Below are 22,213 nucleotides of genomic sequence, written 5' to 3' on the forward strand. Positions count from 1 at the left end.
TCCTCCATTCACAACTAAACTCCCAAGTCCATGATTGAGCTTGGGAGTTTGCTTTCTTATAATTGATTTTCACGATGTAATTTATTTAATAATTCATCAATTCGATTTCCATATTCAATTGATGGATCCCGCTTAAAAATCAATTGAGGGGCTTTAAAAATGTTGAGGCGAGAGCTTAACTCTGAACGAATTAAGCTCTTAGCCTTATCCAAACCAGCTTGGGCTTTTTGACCGTCAGAAGCATATTCGGATAACAAACTGTAGTAAATGGTCGCTTGTTGTAAGTCACCAGTCACATCTACGCCGGTGATCGTTACCCCCTGGACCCGCGGATCCCGGACCCGTTTTAATAAAATATCATCAACTTCACGTTGAATTTGTTGGGCGAGACGTTCGACCCGAAATTGTTTACTCGGCATTATCGAACCTCCTTATTTAACTGGCACTTCTTTCATTTCGTAAGCTTCAATAACATCCATTTCTTTGATGTCATTGTAGTTTTCAATTGTTAATCCACATTCGTAACCAGCTTTAACTTCCTTAGCGTCATCTTTGAATCGCTTCAGACTACCTAGTTCACCTTCATAAACGACTACCCCATCACGAATCAAACGAACTTTTGAGTTTCGCGTAATTCGACCAGAAGTTACCATCCCACCAGCGATTGTACCGATCTTAGAAGCCTTGTAGATTTGCCGAACTTCAACTTGACCAATAACTTCTTCTTCAAAGACTGGTTCAAGCATCCCCTTCATGGCATCTTCAATTTCCTCAATGGCGTTGTAGATCACCCGGTGAAGTCGAATGTCAATGTTGTTTGCTTCAGATTCATTCTTTGCAATTGGCGTTGGTCGAACGTTAAAGCCGACGATAATGGCATTTGAGGCTTCCGCCAGCTTAACATCTGATTCACTAATAGCCCCAACGGCTTTATGGATAATATCAACTTGAACTCCATCAACGTCAATCTTTTGTAGAGATTGAGCTAGAGCTTCGACGGAACCTTGGACGTCAGCCTTAATGATTACTGGCAAACTCTTGATTTCACCTTGCTTCATTGTTGCAAACAGATTATCAAGGGTCACATGAGATGTCTGTTGCCGTTGCCGATCAGCAGCCCGCTTAGCTCGTTCTTCACCAGCGGCCCGGGCTGTCTTTTCGTCATCAAAGACCACGAACTTATCCCCGGCTTGAGGAACATCGTTTAACCCCGTAATTTCGACTGGAGTCGATGGCGTGGCCTTCTTCATTTCACGTCCGTTTTCGTTGGTCATCGTCCGAACTCGGCCATAAGTATCCCCAACCACAATTGGATCTCCAACATGCAGCGTCCCTTGTTGAACCAACAAAGTAGCCACGGATCCACGACCGTGATCTAGCCGTGCTTCAATCACGGTTCCGGCCGCATTTTGATCAGGGTTAGCCTTTAATTCCATCACTTCTGATTGCAGAAGAATCATGTCTAACAATTCATCAATATTCTTGTTAAACTTGGCAGAAACTGGAACGTAGATGGTGTCACCACCCCAATCTTCAGGGATTAAACCATATTCCGTCAATTGTTCCGTCACGTGATCAGGGTTAGCCCCAGGCTTATCAATCTTGTTAACCGCCACGATAATTGGCGTTTCAGCTGCCTTGGCGTGGTTAATGGCTTCGATCGTTTGTGGCATCACCCCATCATCAGCGGCAACCACTAAGACCGTCAAGTCCGTGATGTTCGCACCTCGAGCCCGCATTTCCGTAAAGGCCGCGTGTCCTGGGGTATCCAAGAAGGTAATCATCTTGTCATTGTAGCGAACTTGGTAGGCCCCGATTGCTTGAGTAATCCCACCGGCTTCACCAGCAGTAATGTGAGAGTGTCGAATTTGGTCCAACAAGGTTGTCTTCCCATGGTCAACGTGTCCCATAACTGTCACAACCGGCGGACGTGGCACTTGGTTTTCTTGGTTATCAACCTTTTCATCGAAGAAGTGATCAATATCGGCCACATCGATTTGGACTTTTTCTTTAGCTTCGATTCCATAATCAGCCGCTAAAATTTCGATAGTATCCGCATCAAGCGATTGGTTTTGGTTAACCATGACCCCGAGCATGAACAACTTCTTAATAATTTCAGCTGACGACCGGTGTAAGATCTTGGCCAAATCTTGGGTGTTCATACCTTCCGTGTATTCCAACACTTCTGGTAATGGCCATTCTTTCCGCTGGGTTGGTTGCTTTGGTGCCGTATTCTTCATCCGTTGATTACGGTTCTTCTTGCCCTTTTTACCCTTCTTATTCTTCTTACCGTTACCATTGTCAAACCAGTGAGCCCCATTCCCGCCGTTGTTGGAATTGTTATTATTGTTGTTCCGATTCCGGTTACGGTTATTGTTGTTATTGTTTTGGTTGCCTTGGTTAGACTTGTTTTGATTATTTTGGTTATTTTGACCGTTTGGCTTCTGACGCCGTTGGTGATGGTCATTGTTGCTAGATTGAGCATCGGACTTATTGTCTGCTGATGCTCGATGTGTTGACTTGTGCTGCTCGTTAGTCTTTTTCGCTGGTTTAGCTTTTGCTTGAGAAGCAGGTTTAGTCTTTGGAACAGATTTCTTTTCAGTGGCAGGCTTTGTAAAACTCTGTCGTAATTGTTGTGCTTCTTCAGTGCTGACTGAGGACATATGGCTCTTGACATCCATCCCCGCTGCTTTGGCCTTGGCCACGATTTCTTTACTAGGTACGTTGAGCTCTTTTGCTAATTCATAAATACGTTCTTTAGCCATACACTCACCCTCCTTGTGTTAATTTTGATTCAATAATTGGTTCATTTTTTTGGTAAAGCCCATTTGGGTTATTGCTAAAACACTCCGCGATTGACCAATGGCTTGGCTTAATTCGGTTCGTGTATACCGTTGGCATAAGGTGACTTGATAAGATTGGCATTTATCGCGAAACTTTTTTTGAGTCGTTGTTCCTGCATCTTGCGCGAGAAAAACTAATTTGGTTTGACCGTGTTGGATGCTCTTTAAGACCATTTCTTCACCGGTTACTAATTCGCCGGCCCGCCGCGCTATCCCTAAGAGATTTAATATTTTTTGATCGATATTAATCATTTTGACCAAAAAGTTCTTGCCGGGCTTGTTGATGATCAGTATACGCGATTAATTCATCATAGAATTCGTCGGATAATTGAACATCAAAGACCTTATCAAAGGTTCGTTTCTGTTTGGCCTTTTGGGCAACCTTCACGTCAATCGAGACATAAGCTCCCCGTCCTGGTTTCTTGCCGGTTGGATCCAGCGAAACTTCATTTTCTTTATTCCGGACCACCCGAATTAATTGTCGCTTCGGAACCATTTCACCGGTCACCACATCTTTACGCATCGGTATTTTTCGCTGTTTCATTTTTTCACCCCGTTGCTTTATTCAGCCGTTTCTTCTTCTTGGTAATCTTCCGCTACTTCCGAGTATGGCTTGATATCAATCTTGTAACCCGTCAATTGAGCAGCTAAACGAACATTTTGTCCCCGCTTTCCAATCGCTAAGGATAATTGATCATCCGGTACAATCACGGCACAACCACGATGGATCCGTGGATCGCGTTCGTTACCTTCTTCATCAACACCCATTTCTTCAACTTCACCATTATTTTCATCAAAAATAACAGCTTGAACCTCAGCTGGGTTCAGGGCATTACGAATAAACTGTTCTGGTTCTTCTTCGAACTTAACAATATCGATATTTTCGCCGCCAAGTTGGTTCACAATCGTTTGCACTCGCGTCCCCCGTGGTCCCACACAAGTCCCAACTGGGTCAATATCTTCATCCCGCGAGAAAACGGCGATTTTAGCCCGATCGCCGGCTTCCCGAACAATTCCTTTAACTTCGACTAACCCTTCACTAATTTCAGGCACTTCTTTTTCAAAGAGCCGCTTTAAGAGATCTGGTGCTGTCCGACTAACAAAGACTTGTGGCCCTCGCGTGTTTTCACTAACCCGGGTTACGTATACTTCAATCCGGTCACCAATCCGATAATTTTCATTGGGCATCCGGTCCCGAATATTCATCGCTGCTTCAACCCCATCACCTAGGTCAACGTAAATATAACGGCTATCTTCTCGCGAAACCGTCCCATTAATCAAGTCATCTTGCAGGCGGTTGTACTTTTCATATACCACTCGACGTTCTTCTTCGCGTAGCTTTTGCAAAACCACGTTCTTAGCTGTTTGGGCGGCGATTCGACCAAAGTCACGTGGCGTTACTTCAACCCGGAATTGGTCACCGACTTCATAACCACGATTAACCAAAGTTGCTTCAGCCAAGCTGATTTCTTCAACTGGGTTGGTGACTTCATCAACCACGGTCTTTAAGGCCATTAATTTGTATGCACCCGTGTTTTCATCAATTACCACTTCAACGTTAGCGTTACTATCGTCATAATTCTTTTGGTAAGCATTTACCAAGGCCGTTTTAAGAGCATCAATGATGATTTCTTTTTTGATCCCCTTCTCACGTTCCAAAACGTCCATTGCTTCCAGTAATTCTAGTCGGTCTTTTTTCTTTACTGCCATTATAATCCTCCGTAATTAAAATTTTATCGCTAAGCGTGCCTTGGCAATCTTTTGACGATCAATGGTAATTTGCTTATGGCGGGTTTTGTCAAGATAATCAAGGGTTAGTTTATCTGGTGTTAAGTCGATTAACGTCCCTTCATACACTTTTTTGCCTTCAACTGCTTGATACAGGGACACATTAATGTATTCATTGAGGGCATTTTCATAATCTCGTTCGCGTTTTAAGGGCCGTTCTGCTCCCGGCGACGATACTTCTAAGAAATAGGCCTGCGGAATTGGATCAGGTTCGACATTATCAAGCGCTTCGCTCAATTGATCACTCACCGTTGCGCAATCCTCCAAGGTAATGCCCCCCGGCTTATCAATGTACACTCGCAAATACCAACTTTGCCCCTCTTTGGTAAATTCTAGATCAAACAATTCAAAATCATATTGATCCAAAATCGGGGTCACTAAAGCTGTGACGGCAGCGATTACGTCATTGTTACTCAAATTGTCACCTCACGTTCATTTGCAATAAAAAGAGCGAGCATTGCTGCTCACCCCCATGACGAGTTATTTCATGCAATTATATTAGCATAAGAAACTGAATTTAGCAATTTTAACTATCCAGAAATACCTAATCTGACAAGGATCTTTATATGTGACTTACCTAATAAAATTAAAAAAAATTAATTTATGAGTTGACATTCAAAAATAAGCGCTCTATACTACCTTCAACAATTAAATTTCGATTAGAAAACGTTGACGGAAATTGATGAGTAATCATGCTGTTTCAGAGAGCTAATGGTTGGTGTGAATTAGCAATAGCGATTAACATCATATCCTTCCCGAGTTACCGGCTGAATCAAGTAAGCTCAGGTTGGTCACCACCCATTACAGTGGTCACAGATGATGGTCTGTGATTGAGTGACCCCATTTTGGAGTAATGTAAGATGGTACCACGCGCAAGCGCTCTTACTGTAGGTAAATCCTACAATAAGGGCGCTTTTTCTTTTCTTAATTTAATTAATTCTAGTAACTTTTTTACGATACCTGGAGGAATTGATTATGACAGAATTAAACGCACGTCAAGAAGAATTTGCTCAAGCTTTAGTTAATGCATACAAGCACAACACGGCTTTAAATGAAGAAGATTGGAAAGATGCCGTTAGTGATTTTGATACGGCCTACGCAGTTCAAGAACGGGTCATGACTTTAAAGGGTCAACCAACGGCTGGCTACAAGGTTTCCTTAACCAGTGAAGAAACCCAAAAGATGTTCGATACTGATGCTCCTTTGTACGGTCAACAAGTTGCCGAACGGTTTTTAAAGGGACCGGCTGATGTCAACGTTGATCACATGAACGAACCGCTTTTAGAAGTCGAACTGGGCTTCCGGGCCAAGGAAACTTTGTCACCAGATGATTCTTTAGAAGACCTATTACATAAGACGACTGTTTGTGGAACGGTTGAATTACCAGATGCTCGCTTCGTTAACTGGTTCCCAGCACTAGGTAAATACAATGCTTTATCCGATTGTGCGGTTGGTGGTGCGGTTGTTTACGGAGAAGAACGCGATGCTGATCAAGTCTTCTCATCAGTCGACGACGCAGCCACTGTTCACGTGGATCTCTACCACGACGGCGAAAAAGTGAGCGAAGGTGATTCTTCTGAAGTCTTAGACAACCCCTTAAACTCCCTACAATGGTTGGTTAAGAAGTTAGCCGAACAAGGTAAGGTCTTTGCTCGTGGTCAATTAGTATCTTCAGGAACCTTCTTATTGCCTCCACACTTAACGGCCGGAAAGTGGGAAGCCAAGTTCAACCATGACTTTGGAACGGTTACTGTGGATGCTCATCCAACGGTTTCTAAGCTCTAATTGGAGGAAAGCCAATGAAAGTCCTGGTTGCAGGTGTTGGCGGAATGGGAACCCGTTTTGCGCTTTGCCTAGCACATGCTGGCAATGACGTTGTGGTTGCTGATGGTTGGCAAGATCGTCTTTCCTATTTAAAAAAAGACGGTTTAAAGGCCAAATTCAACGGCCAGGAAGTTCAGGTTAGGGTCCCCGCTTATGCGCAAACGGAAGTCCCTACTGATCAACACTTTGATGTTGTCTTATTTCTTTGTAAATCAATGCAATTGGATCAAATGGTCCAAGATGTTCTACCTGCTTTTGATGACAATACTTTTGCCCTTTGTTTAATGAACGGTGTTGGGCACGAAAAGACCTTGGCTAAATATGTTGATCCTGATCGAGTTCTCCTTGGTAATACCATGTGGACTGCACAAATGACACGACCTGATCATGTCTTTTTGGGTGATGACGGATCATGTGAATTGGGTAGCCCAAACGGTAATCCAGCTTCCCAAAAAATGGCTAAACAAGTGGTTGAAGTCTTTAGTCAAGCCGGGTTAAAAGCCCACTACCTTGACAATCCTCGCTACTCAGTCTTTCGTAAGGGGTGTGTCAACGGAACCTTAAATACTCTTTGTACGCTTTTAGAATGTAATTTAACCGAATATAGTCAAACTCCAGGAGCTCATGATATGGTCGTTAAGATTGTGGATGAGTTTGCGGCCGTTGATGAAAAAGAAGGGGTCAATCTTGATCGACAAGAAGTCGTCGACCACGTCGAAGCCTCTTATGATGTCATTGGTGATCATTACCCTTCTATGTATCAAGATTTGATTAAAAATAATCGTGTCACCGAAATTGACTACATGAACGGTTATGTTTCCACTCACGGTCACAAATATGGATTAGCAACTCCCTATTGTGATCTCTTAACCGACCTCGTACATGCTAAAGAATCGGTACGGCATGCAAATAAGTCATAATAATAGACGCTTAGTTTATGAGCTAAGCGTCTTTTTTTGTAGGGATTTTTAGGTTATGTCATTTTAATTTACAGCAATAAAGAGTAGGGGCTTTGCAGGTAGTCAACCACTGTCCCTAAAAATTCAGCTGCTGGCGCCCCGTCAAGAACTTGATGATCAAAGGTTAAACTAAGTGGTAATTCCGTCCGTTCAATAACTTCGCCATCATCACCGAGGGCTAAATTCTTTTGAAGGGATCCAACGCCAAGAATTCCTATTTCTGGTGGATTTAAAATTGGCGTGAAGTACTCAACTCCTTGGGCTCCCAAGGTTGTTATTGAGAAAGTTGACCCAGCATAAAGACTCGGATCTAAAGTTCCTTTACGGGCCTCACTAGCCAGTTTTTTAATCTTTCGCCCCAGTTGACCCAAGCTTAACTGATCAGCATCTTGCACAACAGGCACCACTAGACCATCACTTAAAGCGGTCGCAATCCCGATATTAATCTGACTTTGTACTTGGTAGTCGCCTTCAAAGAACCAAGCATTAACAGCCGGGTGTTCTTGCAAAGCCTTAATGACTGCTCGTGTAATTAAAGCCGTTAAGGAAATTTCACCATTATCAAGTGGCTGTTCAACCTCGGCTTTCAATTCTTAGCGCATTGCCATTAAGCTAGTTACATCAGCTTTTCGATGCAAGGTCAGTTGCGCACTATTATGAAGGCTGTTCATCATCCGCTGAGCGATAGTTTTACGCATTCCCGTTAGGTTAGACCTAGCTGACTCGCTCACAACTGATGGCGCTGGTTCCTTAACTGGGACGAAACCTTCTACGTCGCGCCGAGTTATGCGACCGTTACCACCCGTTCCCGGAATATCTTCTATTCGATAACCTTTTTCTGTCGCTAACCGCCGCGCTACCGGTGTAATTAAGATGCGACCGGTTGATCTTGGTTTTGTAGGCTCATCGGTCGATACATCATTTACTGCAACTGGTTGCGATTCAGCAACAGGAGCTTGCGCTGGAGAAGCAGTAGTAGATTCGTCAACGGTTTCTGATGCATCACCAATAATCGCCACCGCTTGTTTACAAGGTACCGTGTCTCCATCAGCATATAGTAATTTGAGGACGGTACCCGCTTCAGGAGATTCAACTTCACTGGTTAATTTTTCTGAACTAATTTCTAAGATTGGTTGACCGGCCGTGACTTGATCACCAACCGCAACCAGCCAATGATCGATGGTGCCTTCCGTCATCGTCAGGCCCAATTTTGGCATTACAATTTCAGTAGCCATGGTTGTCCCTCCTTCCTAGCTTTTGAGATCATCAATTAATTCACTAGCCGTCTCAATTACCCGCTGCGCATTTGGAATGTATAGTTGTTCCAAATTGGTTGCGAACGGAACGGGCGTGTTCGGTGCCGTAACTCTTTTGACTGGGCCATCGAGATAATCAAAGGCTTGATCCGTCACAACGGCCGCAATATCAGTTGCCGTGTTGTTATGTGGATTGGATTCATCAATAATAATTAAACGTCCCGTCTTTTTAACCGAATTAAGGACAGTTTCTTGGTCCCATGGAGCAACTGTCCGTAAATCAATCACTTCCGTCGAGATGCCGTCTTTAGCTAATTGATCGGCAACCTCGTAGGCAACATACAGCATTTTACCGATAGTAACAATCGTTAAATCTGATCCTTCTCGACGCACAGCCGCTTTCCCAATCGGAATTGTGTAATATTCTTCGGGAACTTCGCCCTTCATCCCATAAAGGGTTTTGTCTTCTGAAAAGATGACGATATTGTCCTCTTCAATGGATGATAAAAGTAATCCTTTCGCATCATATGGAGTAGCTGGTACAACTACTTTTAACCCTGGGATCGATCCAAATAAACCATAATAAGTCCCCGAGTGCTGCGCTGCAGCGGAAGCCCCCGCCCCGTGCATAGTCCGAACAGTCATTGGAACTTTGGCTTTACCACCAAACATATAGCGCTTTTTTGAACCTTGCCCCAGCAAAGCATCAAAACAAAAGCCAATAAAATCATTGAACATTAATTCTGGAACCGGACGTAATCCAGTTACGGCCATCCCCACTGACGATGACATGTAACCATGTTCTGAAATTGGGGTATCAATCACCCGTTCCCGACCATATTTTTGCATTAGGCCTTTGGTGACCCCCATTACGCCACCCCAGGCATCTTCATTTTGTTCTTCTAAGTGCTTTACTTCTGCCCCACCGGCAATATCTTCACCCAGGAGGACTACTGTTTCGTCTTTTGCCATTGCTTGGTCTAAAGCTTCATTGATCGCTTTCATAAATAAAATTTCGCGAGCCATTTTTTGATCCTCCCATCTTTAATCGGCAAAAACATCGTCCAATAGTGATTCCGGTTCTGGAATTGGACTGTTTTGGGCAAATTCAATCGCTTCTTTAACAGCTTGTTCTGATTCTTGCGCTAACTGATCTAATTCTTCAGCGGTTAGCAATTCATGCTCAATAGCATAGTCATAAAAGACTTGCATTGGATCAACATCAGCCCAGGCTTTTTCTTCCCCATCAGGGGCCTTATACTTTTGTTCATCCCCCTCAAAGTGGCCATAATTCTGATAAGTAACGGCTTCAATTAAGGTTGGCCCTTCTCCATTACGAGCTCGTTCAACTGCATCTTTAGTAACCTCGTAAACGGCAATGATATCTTTCCCATTTACCCGAACTCCCGGCATGTTGTATGCCGCAGCCCGTTCAGCAATCGTTCCCGATCCGGAAGAGTACCATTGGGGCGTTGATTCGGCAAAGAGGTTGTTTTCATTAACAAAGATTACTGGTAATTTCCAAATGGAAGCCATATTAAGACATTCATGAAAATTCCCTTCATTCGCTGCCCCATCACCAAAGAAGCAGACAGCAACATCATTAGTATGTAAATATTTATTCCGCATAGCTGCTCCGGTAGCTAGTCCGAAACCACCACCAACCATCCCGTTAGCTCCAAGGATTCCTTTATCCAAGTCGGCGATGTGCATAGACCCACCTTTACCTTTACCTAGTCCGGTCGAGCGGCCAAAAATTTCGGCCATCATCCCTTTCAGATCGCCACCTTTAGCAACACAGTGACCGTGCCCCCGGTGAGTACTCGTAATATAGTCACGATCAGTTAAGTTGGCACAAACTCCGGTAGCGATCGCTTCTTCCCCTGCATACAAGTGGACAAAGCCAGGAATTTGTCCAGCAGCAAAGAAGCGGCGGGCGTTTTCTTCAAAATTCCGGATATTCCACATCGTTTTGTACATTACTTGAGCTTGTTCCGAAGTGATTCCTTCAACTTCCACATCCGTCGACGCATGAACTTGCAAATCGACTAATGGAGATACCGCTCCTTCATTGCGGGTTTTCGTTAATTCTTGTGGTAATTCACGGTAATCTGTCATGATCGTGCTCCTTTCGCAATTACTTGTTTCGCCACATCTTGAATTAATTCCGAAATTGTTGGGTGAGCATAGACACTATCGACAATTTGATCTAAGGTTCCTTCAGCATTTTTGAGTAAGATTAGCTCTTGTAATAGATCAGTAGCGTGATCCCCAACAATTAAAGCGCCTAAAATCAAATGATACTGTTTTTCTGAAATTAACCGAATGAAACCGTCCGTTTTCGCCGTCGCAATCGCGCGTCCGTTGTATGCAAAGGGCAGTTGTCCTGTTACAACATCAAAGCCGGCCGCACGTGCCGCTTCTTCATTCATCCCAAAAGAGGCTACTTCAGGACTCGTATATAGGGAACGGGGTATTGCATCTGCATCAACTGGGTCCTCAGCTTGCCGACAAATTGCCCGTACAGCTTTAATTCCCTCTGCACTGGCCACATGCGCTAACATGTAGGTTGGCAAGAGATCCCCAATCGCATAAAAATGGGCTTTCGAACTTTCATAATATTGATCAACTGCTACAAAACCACGATCCGTTAGTTCTAGTCCAATTGCTTTAGCAAGATCAGTATTTGGTTTGCGTCCAGTTGCCACTAATAATTGATCAAACCTTTGTGGACTTTCGCCTACAAGTTCAACCTGCTCTGGTTTAACATTTGCGATTTGAGCCCCTTCAAATATTTGTACCCCTAGGTCTTTTAATTTTTGTCTGATAATCTCGCGCGCTACTGGATCTTCCGTTAATAAGATCTCGGGAGCAACTTCAATCACGGTCACTTCCACGCCTAAGGGTCGCATTGCAAAGGCTAATTCAATTGCAATGACACCTCCCCCTATGACTACGAACCGTTTTGGTAAAGTTGCTAAATCAAAAAATTCGTCAGTCGTCAGATAGTTCACCTGGTCAATTCCGTTAATTTGGGGAACGAATGGGTGACTACCGGTTGCTAAAATCACGTCTTTACCAGTTATTCTTTCACCATCAACTAAGAAGGTCGTCCCTTTAAAATATTGAGCTTCGCCGGCAAAATAGTCGATCTTTGCCTGTTTAAAGGTGGTCCGGATCCCATTTTGCAAACTGGCAACCACTTGATCTTTATGTGCGTGTAGTTTCGCAAAATCAAGCTGTTGAACCTGGATTTCAATACCATACTGACGAGCCTGATCAAAGGTCAGTAGCCATTGACTATGTTGTAAATAAGTTTTGGAAGGGATACACCCTACATTTAAACAAGCCCCACCGATCGCCTTTTTTTCGATCACTGCGACCGTTTTTCCCAACCGGGCAGCTTCTTCGGCTGCTACATAGCCTCCAGGGCCTGCGCCGATCACTAATACATCATAATTCGCCAAAAGTATCACTCCCTTCATAATCGGGAGAAGCAATAGCTTTTAGTTCCTGAAGATTAGGTTATTTTTACTTAATTTTCTTTTGCCCCATTTAACTATTCCATCCAAACCGATCAATTCTTCTTCTCACCCCATCAGGGTTAATTAAGTCATTATTCCTAATGAACTTAGACTATTTGCTTGTGCACCGATCTGTTAATTTCTTGAAATAAGGGTTAAATCATCAAAGAAAACGCTTTCTACACTTTGAATTATATCAACTAGTTTGTGAAAAATAAATAGTTTTTGTGATGTTATATAAATAAAATCCGTTGATATATCATGTATATCAACGGATTTTAAATTTACTTTACTTGTGAAATATAACAATTACTTTTGGTTAATTGTGAAACCACTCTGATCTTGGGTAATGTAATAGGTTGAAGAACTATCACGCGTTTGCCTGATAATTTTCTTTGCTAACGGCGTTTCAATCATTTGAACAATTGTTCTTTGTAAAGGCCGGGCCCCAAAGACCGGATCGAAACCGACATGGGCCAGATAGGTAACGACAGCTGGATCAAATTCAAGATTAACATGCTGATTTTGCAGTCGTTCGGTTAATTCGGCTAACATTAATTTAACAATCTGCTCGGCATCAGTACTAGTAAGTGGATTAAAGAGAATGATATCATCAATTCGATTTAAAAATTCCGGTCGGAATTGGTGTTTCAAGTCTTCTAGGACCGAATTTCTGGTAGAAGATACGAGTTCCCCATTTTCTTCTAAGCTTTCCAAAATTTTCGTCGATCCCAAGTTAGAAGTCATGATTAAAATCGTGTTTTTAAAATCAATCGTGCGACCTTTAGCATCAGTGAGCCGCCCTTCATCAAGCAATTGCAAAAGAAGATTAAAGACATCTGGATGTGCTTTTTCAATTTCATCCAACAAAATGACTGCTGACATCCGTTGACGGACTGCTTCGGTCAACTGGCCGCCTTCTTCATAGCCAACATAGCCCGGTGGCGGCCCGACTAGTCGAGCTACCGCATGTTTTTCCATGTATTCCGACATATCAATCCGGATCATTTCATTTTGGTCGCCATACAAAACTTCTGCTAAGCGTTTCGCCAAGGCCGTTTTGCCAACCCCGGTTGGACCTAAGAAGAGAAAAGAACCGATTGGCCGCTGAGGATTTTGAATCCCCGCCCGCGACCGAATAATCGCATTGGCAACTTTTTCAACCGCCTCATCTTGTCCAATAATTTTAGCGTGCAGCATGGGAACTAAGTTTAATAGATGGTCCCGTTCTGTTGCCATTACTCCCCGCACTTTCACCCCGGTATGACGCTCAACGATATAAGCTAAATCGTCAGGGGTTACTTTTTGGGACCCATCATTACCTTGCATGGCGCCCGCTTCATCTAATAAGTCCAAGGCTTTATCGGGTAAAGCCCGTTCACTCAGGTATCGGTTTGACAAATTAATTGCTACCCTTATACAATCCCATTGATAACTGACCCCATGATAAGCAGCAAAACGGTCCTCCCAGACTGCTAAAATCTCAGTTACTTCGCGTTCATTGGGCTCTTCAATAGTAATTCTTTGAAAGTGACGGGCTAACGCGGGATCGGGATCAAGACTTTCGCGAAACTCGGCATGAGTCATTGAGGTAATCAACTGAATTGCCCCGGCCTCAAGAATTGGTTTAAGCATTTCTGCCGCACTTATGGCGCCATCTGCCTGACCAATGGTCGTTAATCCCGGTAAGTCATCAACGTAAAGAATAATTTTTTCATCCAATTCTTGCAAATTATTCAGTAGCTTCGTAAAGCGCTCTTCAAACTCACCGCGATATTTAGTCCCCGCTACTAACTGACCTAAATCTAATCGATAAATTTTGGTGGCCTTGGTCTGATCCAAATGTTTAATTAGATCTCTGATAATCGTCCGTTTACCAACACCCGGAGGACCCACCAAGAGCGCGTTGTTTTTAGTTTGTCGATTCAAGACCCGAATTAAATCGGTTAGTTCACTCTGCCGACCGATTACTGGTAGATCAGAATCAGCTTGTAATTCTTGCAGATATTTGGGACCGTTGTCGGTTTGATTATTGCTTGATGGTTTGGACTTATTTAAAGCCACCATTAACCGGTCTTCATTAACTAATTGTGCCCGCAAAAAAATGGTGATGGGATTACTAGCTTGTTGATTTAAAGCTAAAATCAAATGCTCAACCGTTAATCTTTCATCCGCAAATTCTCTTTGATACTGTTCAGCCCGATCCAACAAACGTTTTAAACGTTGACTGTAAGTTTTACCATAAAGGCTTGAATCACTTTGTTCAAACCGCGGTAGTTTGTCTAATTCTTGATCAACGATGGCGCGAAGGCGATCAGGATTAACGCCTAAGCCTTGATAAAAATCGGCTGCCAAATGATCCGGTTGGATAAGTGAAGCCCAGAGATGTGGAATGTCTAATTGATAATTTTGTCTTGCTACCGCTAATTGATGAGCCTCATTTAAGGCTTGATCAACTAGGCGGTCATTTTGTCTTGCCATAAGTTAGTCCTCCTAAAACTGTCCTACTTTCTTATGACAATTAACCCTTATTTATGGTTAGTATAGCATATTGAAAGGGTTTAAAAAAACATCGACCCACGTCAAGGTAGATCGATGTTAATGTTAAAAATCAAATAAACTTAACTGGTTTTCGTCAGGCAAAGCATCAAGCACATGATTTTCCGTCATAAACTCAATTAAGGTATTGGAAACCTTCCCCCGCTCCTTTAAATCTTGTTTCGAGAGAAATTCTTTTTCCTCACGCGCCGCCACGATCTGTTTAGCAACGTTAATCCCTAAACCAGGAATTGCCCTGAACGGCGCAATTAAGGTATCATCACCATCCATTAACCAATCAGTGGCATCCGATCGTTCTAGATCAACCATCTTAAACTTGAATCCCCGTTCCAACATTTCGTTAGCTAATTCTAGGATGGTTAAGAGCCCCTTTTCCTTAGCAGAGGCGTCATTCCCCTTATCATTAATTTCCTTCATGGCAGCTTTAACCGCTTCTTTACCCCGCGACATAGCAACTACATCAAAGTCATCTGCCCGAACCGAGAAGAATGCAGCATAGTAAACCAGTGGGAAATAGGTTTTAAAGTAAGCAATTCGCAGAGCCATCAACACATAAGCTGCCGCATGGGCCCGGGGGAACATATACTTAATCTTTAAACATGAATCTAAATACCATTGGGGAACGCCAACTTCCAGCATTTTTTCTTGCCATTCATCTGGGATCCCCTTCCCTTTACGGACATGTTCCATCACCTGGAAAGAAGTTTCCGAATCAAGACCATAGTGAATTAAGTCGGTCATAATGTTATCCCGACATCCAATCACATTAGCAATCGTGGCTGTTCCCTTTTGAATTAATTCTTGGGCGTTTTCCAACCACACGCCAGTCCCGTGGGATAAACCGGAAATTTGTAATAATTCCGAATAGTTCGAAGGATGAGTATCTTCCAACATTCCACGGACGAACCGGGTCCCAAATTCGGGAATTCCCAGGGTCCCGGTTTTACTATTAATTTGTTCTTCGGTCACGCCCAGTTGCTCAGGGCTGGAGAAGAGACTCATCACCCCAGGATCATCCATCGGAATCGTTTGGGGATCAATTCCTGACAAATCTTGTAAGGCCCGGATCATCGTGGGATCATCATGACCTAAAATATCCATTTTCAAAATATTATCGTGGATCGAATGGAAATCAAAGTGCGTGGTTTCCCAAGCAGCACTTTGGTCATCCGCTGGATATTGGACAGGCGTAAAATCATAAATTTCCTTATCATCCGGCACAATCAAAATTCCGGCTGGGTGTTGCCCGGTCGTTCGTTTAACCCCCGTTGCCCCTTTCGCTAACCGATCTTCTTCGGCTTTACGGAATTGAATTTCATGATCGCGCTCATATCCCTTGACGTAACCGTAGGCCGTCTTATCCGCCACCGTCCCAATCGTTCCGGCTCGGTAGACATTGTTTTCACCAAAGAGCACTTTCATATAATTATGAGCAATTGGTTGATAGTCCCCCGAGAAGTTCAAATCGATATCGGGAACCTTATTACCACTAAATCCTAAGAAGGTTTGGAAAGGAATATCGTGCCCGTCACCGATCATCAGGGTCCCACATTCTGGACAATTCTTATCGGGTAAATCAAAGCCCGAACTATACTCCCCTTTAGTGAAGAACTCGCTGTGCTGACACTCCGGACAACGATAATGTGGGGGCAGTGGATTGACTTCAGTAATCCCAGTAAAGGTCGCCACCACACTAGAACCAACTGAGCCCCGCGAACCAACTAAATAACCATCTTTATTGGATTTGGCCACTAACCGTTGAGCAATTAAGTAAATCACCGCAAATCCATTGCCAATGATACTATCAAGTTCAATCTTAATACGCTCTTTGACGAAGTCTGGCATGTTTTCGCCATACCATTTTTTGGCCGTTTCCCAGGTCCGGTTATAAAGCTCATCATTAGCCCCGGGAATGTTCGGCGGATACAGTTTATCCTGCACTGGATGGATCCCATCATCCACCATTTTAGCAACTGCTTGGGTATTAGTAACCACAATCTGATGAGCCGTATCTTCACCTAAGAAATCAAAGAGCGCTAACATTTCATCAGTCGTTCGGAAGGGTACTTCAGGACGTTGGGTCCGGTTCAGTTGGTTAGCTCCCCCTTGCGAACTAATTAAAATCTTCCGGTAGATGGCATCTTCTGGATTCAGGTAATGGGCATCCCCCGTCGCCACTACTGGTTTGTCCAATTCTTGACCCAACTTCACCATATTCTTGATGATGTCTTCAAGGTGACCCTCATCCGCCACCATCTGTTGTTCAATTAAAGGCATATAATTGGGTTTGGGTTGAACTTCCAAATAGTCGTAGTAGCGCGCCTTTTGTTTCGCCTCGGCATAACCCTTTTGCATCATGGCCGTAAAGACTTCCCCATTGGCACATGCGCTTCCTAACAATAAGCCCTCACGATATTGATTTAAAACACTCCGCGGAATTCGCGGCACCCGATAGAAGTAATCAACATTGGACATCGAAATCAACTTATAGAGATTCTTTAAGCCGGCTTGGGTTTGCGCAATAATCGATACGTGGAAGGGACGAGCATGCCGATAAGCATTATTATCCGCCATGTGTTTGTTTAGGTCGTCCACAAATTGAATCTGATAGCGTTCTTCTGCTTCTTTTAAGAAAATATGTAACAGATGACCCGTCGCTTCCGAATCAAAGCTGGCCAAGTGGTGATGTTCCAAAGGGATTTTGAACTTCTTACTTAGGGTATTCAAACGATATCCCCGCAAGTCTGGATACAAGAAACGAGCCAACGGTAAGGTATCAATTACTGGCGCGGAAATTATAGACATGTGGGCCCGGTCATAAGCCGTATTCATAAAGCCCAAATCAAAGGAAACGTTATGACCAGTAATAATTGCATCTCCACAAAAGTCCCGGAATAATTGCAGCACTTCTGCTTCCGTCTTGGATCCTCGCACCATTTCATTGGTAATGCTGGTTAATTCAGTAGTTTGGGCGGACAAAGGAAAACCAGGATCGATAAATTCATCAAAACGATCAAGGACTTCGCCGTCTTGCATCTTCACCGCCGAAACCTGAATCAAGCGATCATAAATTGCTGAAAGTCCCGTGGTTTCCACGTCAAAAATTACGTAAACGTGACCAGCTAAGGCGGTATGATCTTCGTTATAAACTAAAGGCACGCCATCATCAACCACATTGGCTTCGACCCCATAGAGCATCTTAATCTTATCCTGTTTCTTCTTACCATCATAAGCGGTATTAAAAGCTTCCGGATAAGCTTGAACGCCAGCATGATCAGTGATAGCAATCGCCGGGTGTCCCCACTTAATCGCCTGTTTAACGTAATCTCCGACCGAATTAGTCGCATCCATAGTACTCATGGTCGAATGCAGATGCAATTCAACTCGTTTTTCACCTTCAGGAGCAGTATCTTGACGTTCTTGGTGGGTCACTTGATTAATGTCATAAGCATTAATGGTAAGGTCATTCATGTAGGTGTCTTCTTGTACCGATCCACGAACTTTAACCCACATTCCTTCTTTCAGGGTATTAAATTGAGCTTCGTCATTTTTATCACGAGAAAATTTCTTCACGGCAAAAGAGGAAGTATAGTCCGTAATCTCAATTACCATCAACTGACGACCCGAACGTAATTCGCGAATTTCTTTAGCGAAGACATAGCCTTCAACAACTACGCTCCGTTCTTCTTCCACAATGGTCCGCATCCGTTGCAAGTCAAATTTAGGATTGATTTCCTTGCCAATTACTACGGGACCATCAACCGGCTCAAGGGCTTGGCTTTGTTCCTTATGTTGTTGGATTTGTTGCATGGCTTGAGCCATTAACTTTTGTTCTGCTGCCTCTTGTTTAGCCTGAATAGCCTCCCGTTTAGCAACAGACGCATCTTCATCGACAAAGGTTTTAATTCGAAAGGCCGGGAAACCTACCTCTTGGTAGCCGGTCTCAATTAAGCCTAGTAACCGCCGTTGAACAAATTCTGCGACTTTCGCATTTTCTAAGGTTAATTGAACTTGATTATCAACGACCTGGGGTTCCTTGGTTTGACTTAATTCACGGGCCATTCCAGTATCACCAGCAACCATTTTAATAACCCCTGACCAATAAGCGCCCACGAGTTGATTATCTAAACTGGTAGTCTCAGTCGCAATGTGAATTTTAACATTGGCTTGCGCTAAATGTTGAAAGCTCATCACCATGGCCTGATAAAACTGTTGGAAAACTGGATATGGCAACACTTGATCCAAATGAATATATAATTCCCATACCCGAGATTTTTGGTGAACCGTTACTTGAGTCAATTCCCCATTTGATAAGGATGGATCGGTAAAATTAATTTGTTGAAGTAATTTATTAAATTGTTCTTTTGAACTTAAAGCCATTACATTTCTCCATCTTGAAAGGTAAAAAGGTCGATGCCAAAGACATCGAACCTATTACTAATCTTCACTTGTATCGGCAGCTTGCTTTAATAAAATCCCAATATTGGTGACCAATTCTTCCGCGTTAACTTCCAAGGTTTCGCCAGTTCGCCGTAGTTTAATTTCGACAATACCTTCCGCAGCCTTTTTACCAACGGTCACCCGAATTGGTAAGCCAATCAGATCCGCATCCGCAAATTTAACGCCGGCACGTTCCTGACGATCATCAACTAGGACTTCGTAGCCTGCGGATTCCAATTCTTGAGTTAACTTTTCAGCAAGCTCCATTTGATCCGTCTTCTTAGGGTTAACTGGAATTACATGGACATCAAATGGGGCGACACTATCGGGCCAAACCAAGCCCTGATCATCCGCATTCTGTTCCGCAATAGCAGACAGTAATCGAGAAATTCCAATCCCATATGATCCCATGATCACGTCAGTTTCACGACCGTTTTGATCAAGCACTTTCGCACCAAGGGTTTCTGAATAGCGGGTTCCTAATTTGAAAATATGACCAATTTCAATTCCCCGCGTAAACTTCAAAGGCATACCATCGGGAGCTAATTCCCCTTCTTGAACATTCCGGAAATCCCCAAATGCATCGACCCTAAAATCACGATCTAGGTTAGCATTCCGATAGTGATAACCATCATCATTCGCTCCTAAGGCCATATTGACCAAGACCTTGACATAATTATCTGCCAAGATCGTGACATTTTCACCAACCCCAACAGGGCCTAAGGAGCCGGGATGTGCGCCTAACAATTGTTCAGCTTCCTCTTCCGTAGCTAAGTGAAGTTCATCAGCTTTTAGATGACTAGCAACCTTAACTTCGTTGACTTCGTCATTTCCCCGCATTAACACCATGACCGGTGATTCTTCACCGTCAATCGTTGCCATGTAGAACATCGATTTCAGCACTTGACTAGCCGGTAAGCCTAAACTTTCAGCAGCTTCGTCAACCGTATGAGCTCCAGGAGTAGCTACTTTTTCCATGGTTTCCGTAGCGGCCGTTTGTTGAACTCCGGTGAACTGGCTCTTGGCAATTTCAATATTGGCCGCGTAATCACCATCCGTATATGCAATGGTATCTTCACCCACCGCAGCCGGAGCCGAAAATTCTTGTGACCCATTTCCACCCATGGCACCAGAGTCGGCATAAATAACTTTATAGTCCAAGCCAACACGGTCAAAAATATTCCGATATGCAACGGCCATTTGATCATAGACCTTATCCAAACCCGCTTGATCAGCAGTAAAGGAATAGGCATCCTTCATAATGAATTCTTTACCCCGTAAAATTCCGTACCGCGGACGATCTTCATCCCGTAACTTATCCTGAATTTGGTATAAGACCAACGGCAACTTCTTGTAGGAATGAATGGAATCACGAATGATTTCAGTAAAGGTTTCTTCGTGTGTCGGTCCTAAAATCATATCCCGCGCTTTGCGGTCTTTAAGCTTGAATAAATTGGGACCATACGATTCATATCGTTGAGACTGTTGCCATAACTCGGCCGGTAATAAGACTGGCGTCATCATTTCAACGGCCTCAATTTTATCCATTTCCTCGCGAATAATCTGGTTAATCTTTTTGATTACGCGGTCCGCTAAGGGCAGATAAGCCCAAACCCCGGCCGAAACCTGATAAATATAGCCGGCGCGCACCATCATTTGGTGACTAATCGCCTCCGCATCACTTGGCGCTTCTTTCAGCGTCGGCATTAAAATTCGTGATTGTTTCATTCTGATCTCCTTCTACATAAAGTAACGTTGGATGTCATTCCAAGTCACTAGAATCATTAATAACATTAAAAAGGCAAAACCGATTAAATTAATGGCTAATTCAAATTTCTCTGGTATCGGCCGCCGAATAATTGCTTCGCAGATATTCAATAATAATTTACCACCATCTAAAGCGGGAATTGGTAATAGGTTGACAATTCCTAAATTAATAGAAAGCATCGCTAAAAAGCTTAGGACTCCCGTAACCCCCAGCGAAGTTGCTTGAGATGTCCCCGCATAAATCGCGACTGGTCCACCTAAATCGTTTAAGGAGAAGCCGCGGGTGAACATGTGGCCTAAGGTCGTAAAGATTAACGTAGCTGAGTAGGTAAACATGTGCCATCCATAGCCCAAACGAGCCTTAAAATTGGTAGTAGTCTTTTCGGTAATTCCTAGTTGACCATAACTTTGCCCATTTTGAACAATCTTTTTCGTGGTGGCACTCGTATGGTGGGTAACGCCATTCCTTACGAAAGTAATTTGCAACTTCTTACCCGGTTGATCGGAAATGTATGACGACATCGTGTCCCAGTTCTTAACCGTAGTAGAATTAATCTTGGTAATTTGATCATTAGCCTTTAAGCCAGCTTTAGCGGCCGGTGAATTATTAACGACCGATCCCAAGCGATTACTATTAGTCGGAATCGCCGCTACCATAAAGCCTACAATCACAAAAACCACCAGTGATAAGATGAAATTGTTCATGGCCCCAGCAAAGTTGGTCATCATCCGTGCTGGTAGACTGGCCGAATTAAATTGGACGTCTAAAGGAGCAATCCGAACTTCCGTACCATCCTTTTCGATGATGGTAGCATCATGGTCCACATCATAGCGTTTGACCTCAGTTTCATCATCACTCAAGTAACCACTAATCCAGAGGTCCTTTTCTAAATCAAAATCAACCACTCGCAAGGGGACTCCTTGAAAGAGGGTTGTTTGATTGCTAGCATTAATCGTCGTAACTTTCCCTTGATCGTTTAACAGTAATGAAACCGCTAAACCAGGTCGCAACGAGTCACTATCATCATCCATCCCGGCCATGCGAACATAGCCACCTAACGGTAAAATCCGGATCGTATAAGTGGTCCCATGGCGTCGTTTCCACCAGATTTTTGGCCCCATACCAATCGAAAATTCACGAACCAAAATTCCGGCACGCTTAGCAAAGAAATAATGACCGTATTCATGAACTAGGACTAAAATTCCGAAAATTATAATAAATGCAATAATCGTAATTATCAAATAACTTACCT

General features: G+C 43.4%; 14 protein-coding genes and 3 pseudogenes. 2 read left to right on the forward strand and 15 right to left on the reverse strand.

The features are described from left to right. Positions 1-56: 56 nt before the first annotated feature. The 7 genes and pseudogenes from rbfA to rimP all read right to left on the reverse strand — a co-directional run bounded on the left by rbfA (position 57) and on the right by rimP (position 5,048). Positions 57-419, reverse strand: a complete 363-nt coding sequence (gene rbfA, locus PS3_RS08200; protein WP_007122630.1) for a 30S ribosome-binding factor RbfA — start codon at positions 417-419, stop codon at positions 57-59. A 12-nt stretch (positions 420-431) separates the two neighbouring features. Further along, a pseudogene (gene infB, locus PS3_RS08205) lies at positions 432-2,291 on the reverse strand (translation initiation factor IF-2); the annotation flags it as partial. A 230-nt stretch (positions 2,292-2,521) separates the two neighbouring features. After that, a pseudogene (locus PS3_RS10895) lies at positions 2,522-2,765 on the reverse strand (translation initiation factor IF-2 N-terminal domain-containing protein); the annotation flags it as partial. 18 nt (positions 2,766-2,783) lie between these two features. Then, entirely contained in the window at positions 2,784-3,095 is a 312-nt protein-coding gene (locus PS3_RS08210) for a YlxQ-related RNA-binding protein (protein WP_040468735.1), read from the reverse strand. Then, entirely contained in the window at positions 3,088-3,387 is a 300-nt protein-coding gene (gene rnpM, locus PS3_RS08215) for an RNase P modulator RnpM (protein WP_007122632.1), read from the reverse strand. Before rnpM ends, PS3_RS08210 begins: the two co-directional genes overlap by 8 nt. 17 nt (positions 3,388-3,404) lie before the next feature. Beyond that, positions 3,405-4,553, reverse strand: coding sequence for a transcription termination factor NusA (gene nusA / locus PS3_RS08220; RefSeq protein WP_007122633.1), 1,149 nt, complete (start codon positions 4,551-4,553; stop codon positions 3,405-3,407). A 15-nt stretch (positions 4,554-4,568) separates the two neighbouring features. Continuing rightward, entirely contained in the window at positions 4,569-5,048 is a 480-nt protein-coding gene (gene rimP / locus PS3_RS08225; protein ID WP_007122634.1) for a ribosome maturation factor RimP, read from the reverse strand. A 558-nt stretch (positions 5,049-5,606) separates the two neighbouring features. Here rimP and PS3_RS08230 point away from each other — a divergent pair. Together PS3_RS08230 and PS3_RS08235 are read left to right on the forward strand one after the other, a co-directional pair. Further along, entirely contained in the window at positions 5,607-6,416 is an 810-nt protein-coding gene (locus PS3_RS08230) for a 2-keto-4-pentenoate hydratase (RefSeq protein WP_007122635.1), read from the forward strand. A gap of 14 nt (positions 6,417-6,430) precedes the next feature. Next, the gene (locus PS3_RS08235; protein ID WP_007122636.1) at positions 6,431-7,375 is read left to right on the forward strand and encodes a 2-dehydropantoate 2-reductase; all 945 of its coding nucleotides are present in this window, start codon (positions 6,431-6,433) and stop codon (positions 7,373-7,375) included. 68 nt (positions 7,376-7,443) lie between these two features. Here the strand turns inward: PS3_RS08235 and PS3_RS08240 are convergent. The 8 genes and pseudogenes from PS3_RS08240 to rseP all read right to left on the reverse strand — a co-directional run bounded on the left by PS3_RS08240 (position 7,444) and on the right by rseP (position 22,202). Beyond that, positions 7,444-8,649, reverse strand: a pseudogene (locus PS3_RS08240) (dihydrolipoamide acetyltransferase family protein). A gap of 15 nt (positions 8,650-8,664) precedes the next feature. Then, on the reverse strand, positions 8,665-9,696 hold the full coding sequence (locus tag PS3_RS08245; RefSeq protein WP_007122637.1) for an alpha-ketoacid dehydrogenase subunit beta: 1,032 nt from the start codon (positions 9,694-9,696) through the stop codon (positions 8,665-8,667). A gap of 18 nt (positions 9,697-9,714) precedes the next feature. Beyond that, positions 9,715-10,788, reverse strand: coding sequence for a thiamine pyrophosphate-dependent dehydrogenase E1 component subunit alpha (locus PS3_RS08250; protein WP_040468737.1), 1,074 nt, complete (start codon positions 10,786-10,788; stop codon positions 9,715-9,717). Next, positions 10,785-12,137 carry a dihydrolipoyl dehydrogenase gene (lpdA, locus tag PS3_RS08255; RefSeq protein WP_007122639.1) on the reverse strand — a complete coding sequence of 451 codons (1,353 nt, stop codon included), beginning with the start codon at positions 12,135-12,137 and terminating at the stop codon, positions 10,785-10,787. The genes PS3_RS08250 and lpdA overlap by 4 nt, the downstream gene beginning before the upstream one ends. 366 nt (positions 12,138-12,503) lie before the next feature. Further along, a complete protein-coding gene (locus PS3_RS08260) occupies positions 12,504-14,675 on the reverse strand; it encodes an AAA family ATPase (RefSeq protein ID WP_040468738.1) in 2,172 nt (723 codons plus the stop codon). Positions 14,676-14,798: 123 nt separating this feature from the next. Then, positions 14,799-19,133, reverse strand: a complete 4,335-nt coding sequence (locus tag PS3_RS08265) for a PolC-type DNA polymerase III (RefSeq protein WP_007122641.1) — start codon at positions 19,131-19,133, stop codon at positions 14,799-14,801. Positions 19,134-19,190: 57 nt separating this feature from the next. Continuing rightward, the gene (locus PS3_RS08270) at positions 19,191-20,921 is read right to left on the reverse strand and encodes a proline--tRNA ligase (RefSeq protein WP_007122642.1); all 1,731 of its coding nucleotides are present in this window, start codon (positions 20,919-20,921) and stop codon (positions 19,191-19,193) included. A 12-nt stretch (positions 20,922-20,933) separates the two neighbouring features. Beyond that, positions 20,934-22,202, reverse strand: coding sequence for an RIP metalloprotease RseP (gene rseP, locus PS3_RS08275; protein WP_007122643.1), 1,269 nt, complete (start codon positions 22,200-22,202; stop codon positions 20,934-20,936). Positions 22,203-22,213: the final 11 nt, after the last annotated feature.

The sequence above is a fragment of the Limosilactobacillus gastricus PS3 genome (assembly GCF_000247775.1).
GTDB classification, from domain to species: Bacteria; Bacillota; Bacilli; order Lactobacillales; family Lactobacillaceae; genus Limosilactobacillus; species Limosilactobacillus gastricus_A.

Bases quoted from the DNA above. Each gene is read 5' to 3' on its own strand.
- nusA (WP_007122633.1), bottom strand. From the start codon at position 4,553: ATGGCAGTAAAGAAAAAAGACCGACTAGAATTACTGGAAGCAATGGAC.
- PS3_RS08260 (WP_040468738.1), bottom strand. From the start codon at position 14,675: ATGGCAAGACAAAATGACCGCCTAGTTGATCAAGCCTTAAATGAGGCT.
- PS3_RS08265 (WP_007122641.1), bottom strand. From the start codon at position 19,133: ATGGCTTTAAGTTCAAAAGAACAATTTAATAAATTACTTCAACAAATT.
- PS3_RS08235 (WP_007122636.1), top strand. From the start codon at position 6,431: ATGAAAGTCCTGGTTGCAGGTGTTGGCGGAATGGGAACCCGTTTTGCG.
- rnpM (WP_007122632.1), bottom strand. From the start codon at position 3,387: ATGAAACAGCGAAAAATACCGATGCGTAAAGATGTGGTGACCGGTGAA.
- PS3_RS08245 (WP_007122637.1), bottom strand. From the start codon at position 9,696: ATGGCTCGCGAAATTTTATTTATGAAAGCGATCAATGAAGCTTTAGAC.
- rbfA (WP_007122630.1), bottom strand. From the start codon at position 419: ATGCCGAGTAAACAATTTCGGGTCGAACGTCTCGCCCAACAAATTCAA.
- PS3_RS08250 (WP_040468737.1), bottom strand. From the start codon at position 10,788: ATGACAGATTACCGTGAATTACCACAAGAATTAACGAAAACCCGCAAT.
- PS3_RS08270 (WP_007122642.1), bottom strand. From the start codon at position 20,921: ATGAAACAATCACGAATTTTAATGCCGACGCTGAAAGAAGCGCCAAGT.
- PS3_RS08210 (WP_040468735.1), bottom strand. From the start codon at position 3,095: ATGATTAATATCGATCAAAAAATATTAAATCTCTTAGGGATAGCGCGG.
- PS3_RS08230 (WP_007122635.1), top strand. From the start codon at position 5,607: ATGACAGAATTAAACGCACGTCAAGAAGAATTTGCTCAAGCTTTAGTT.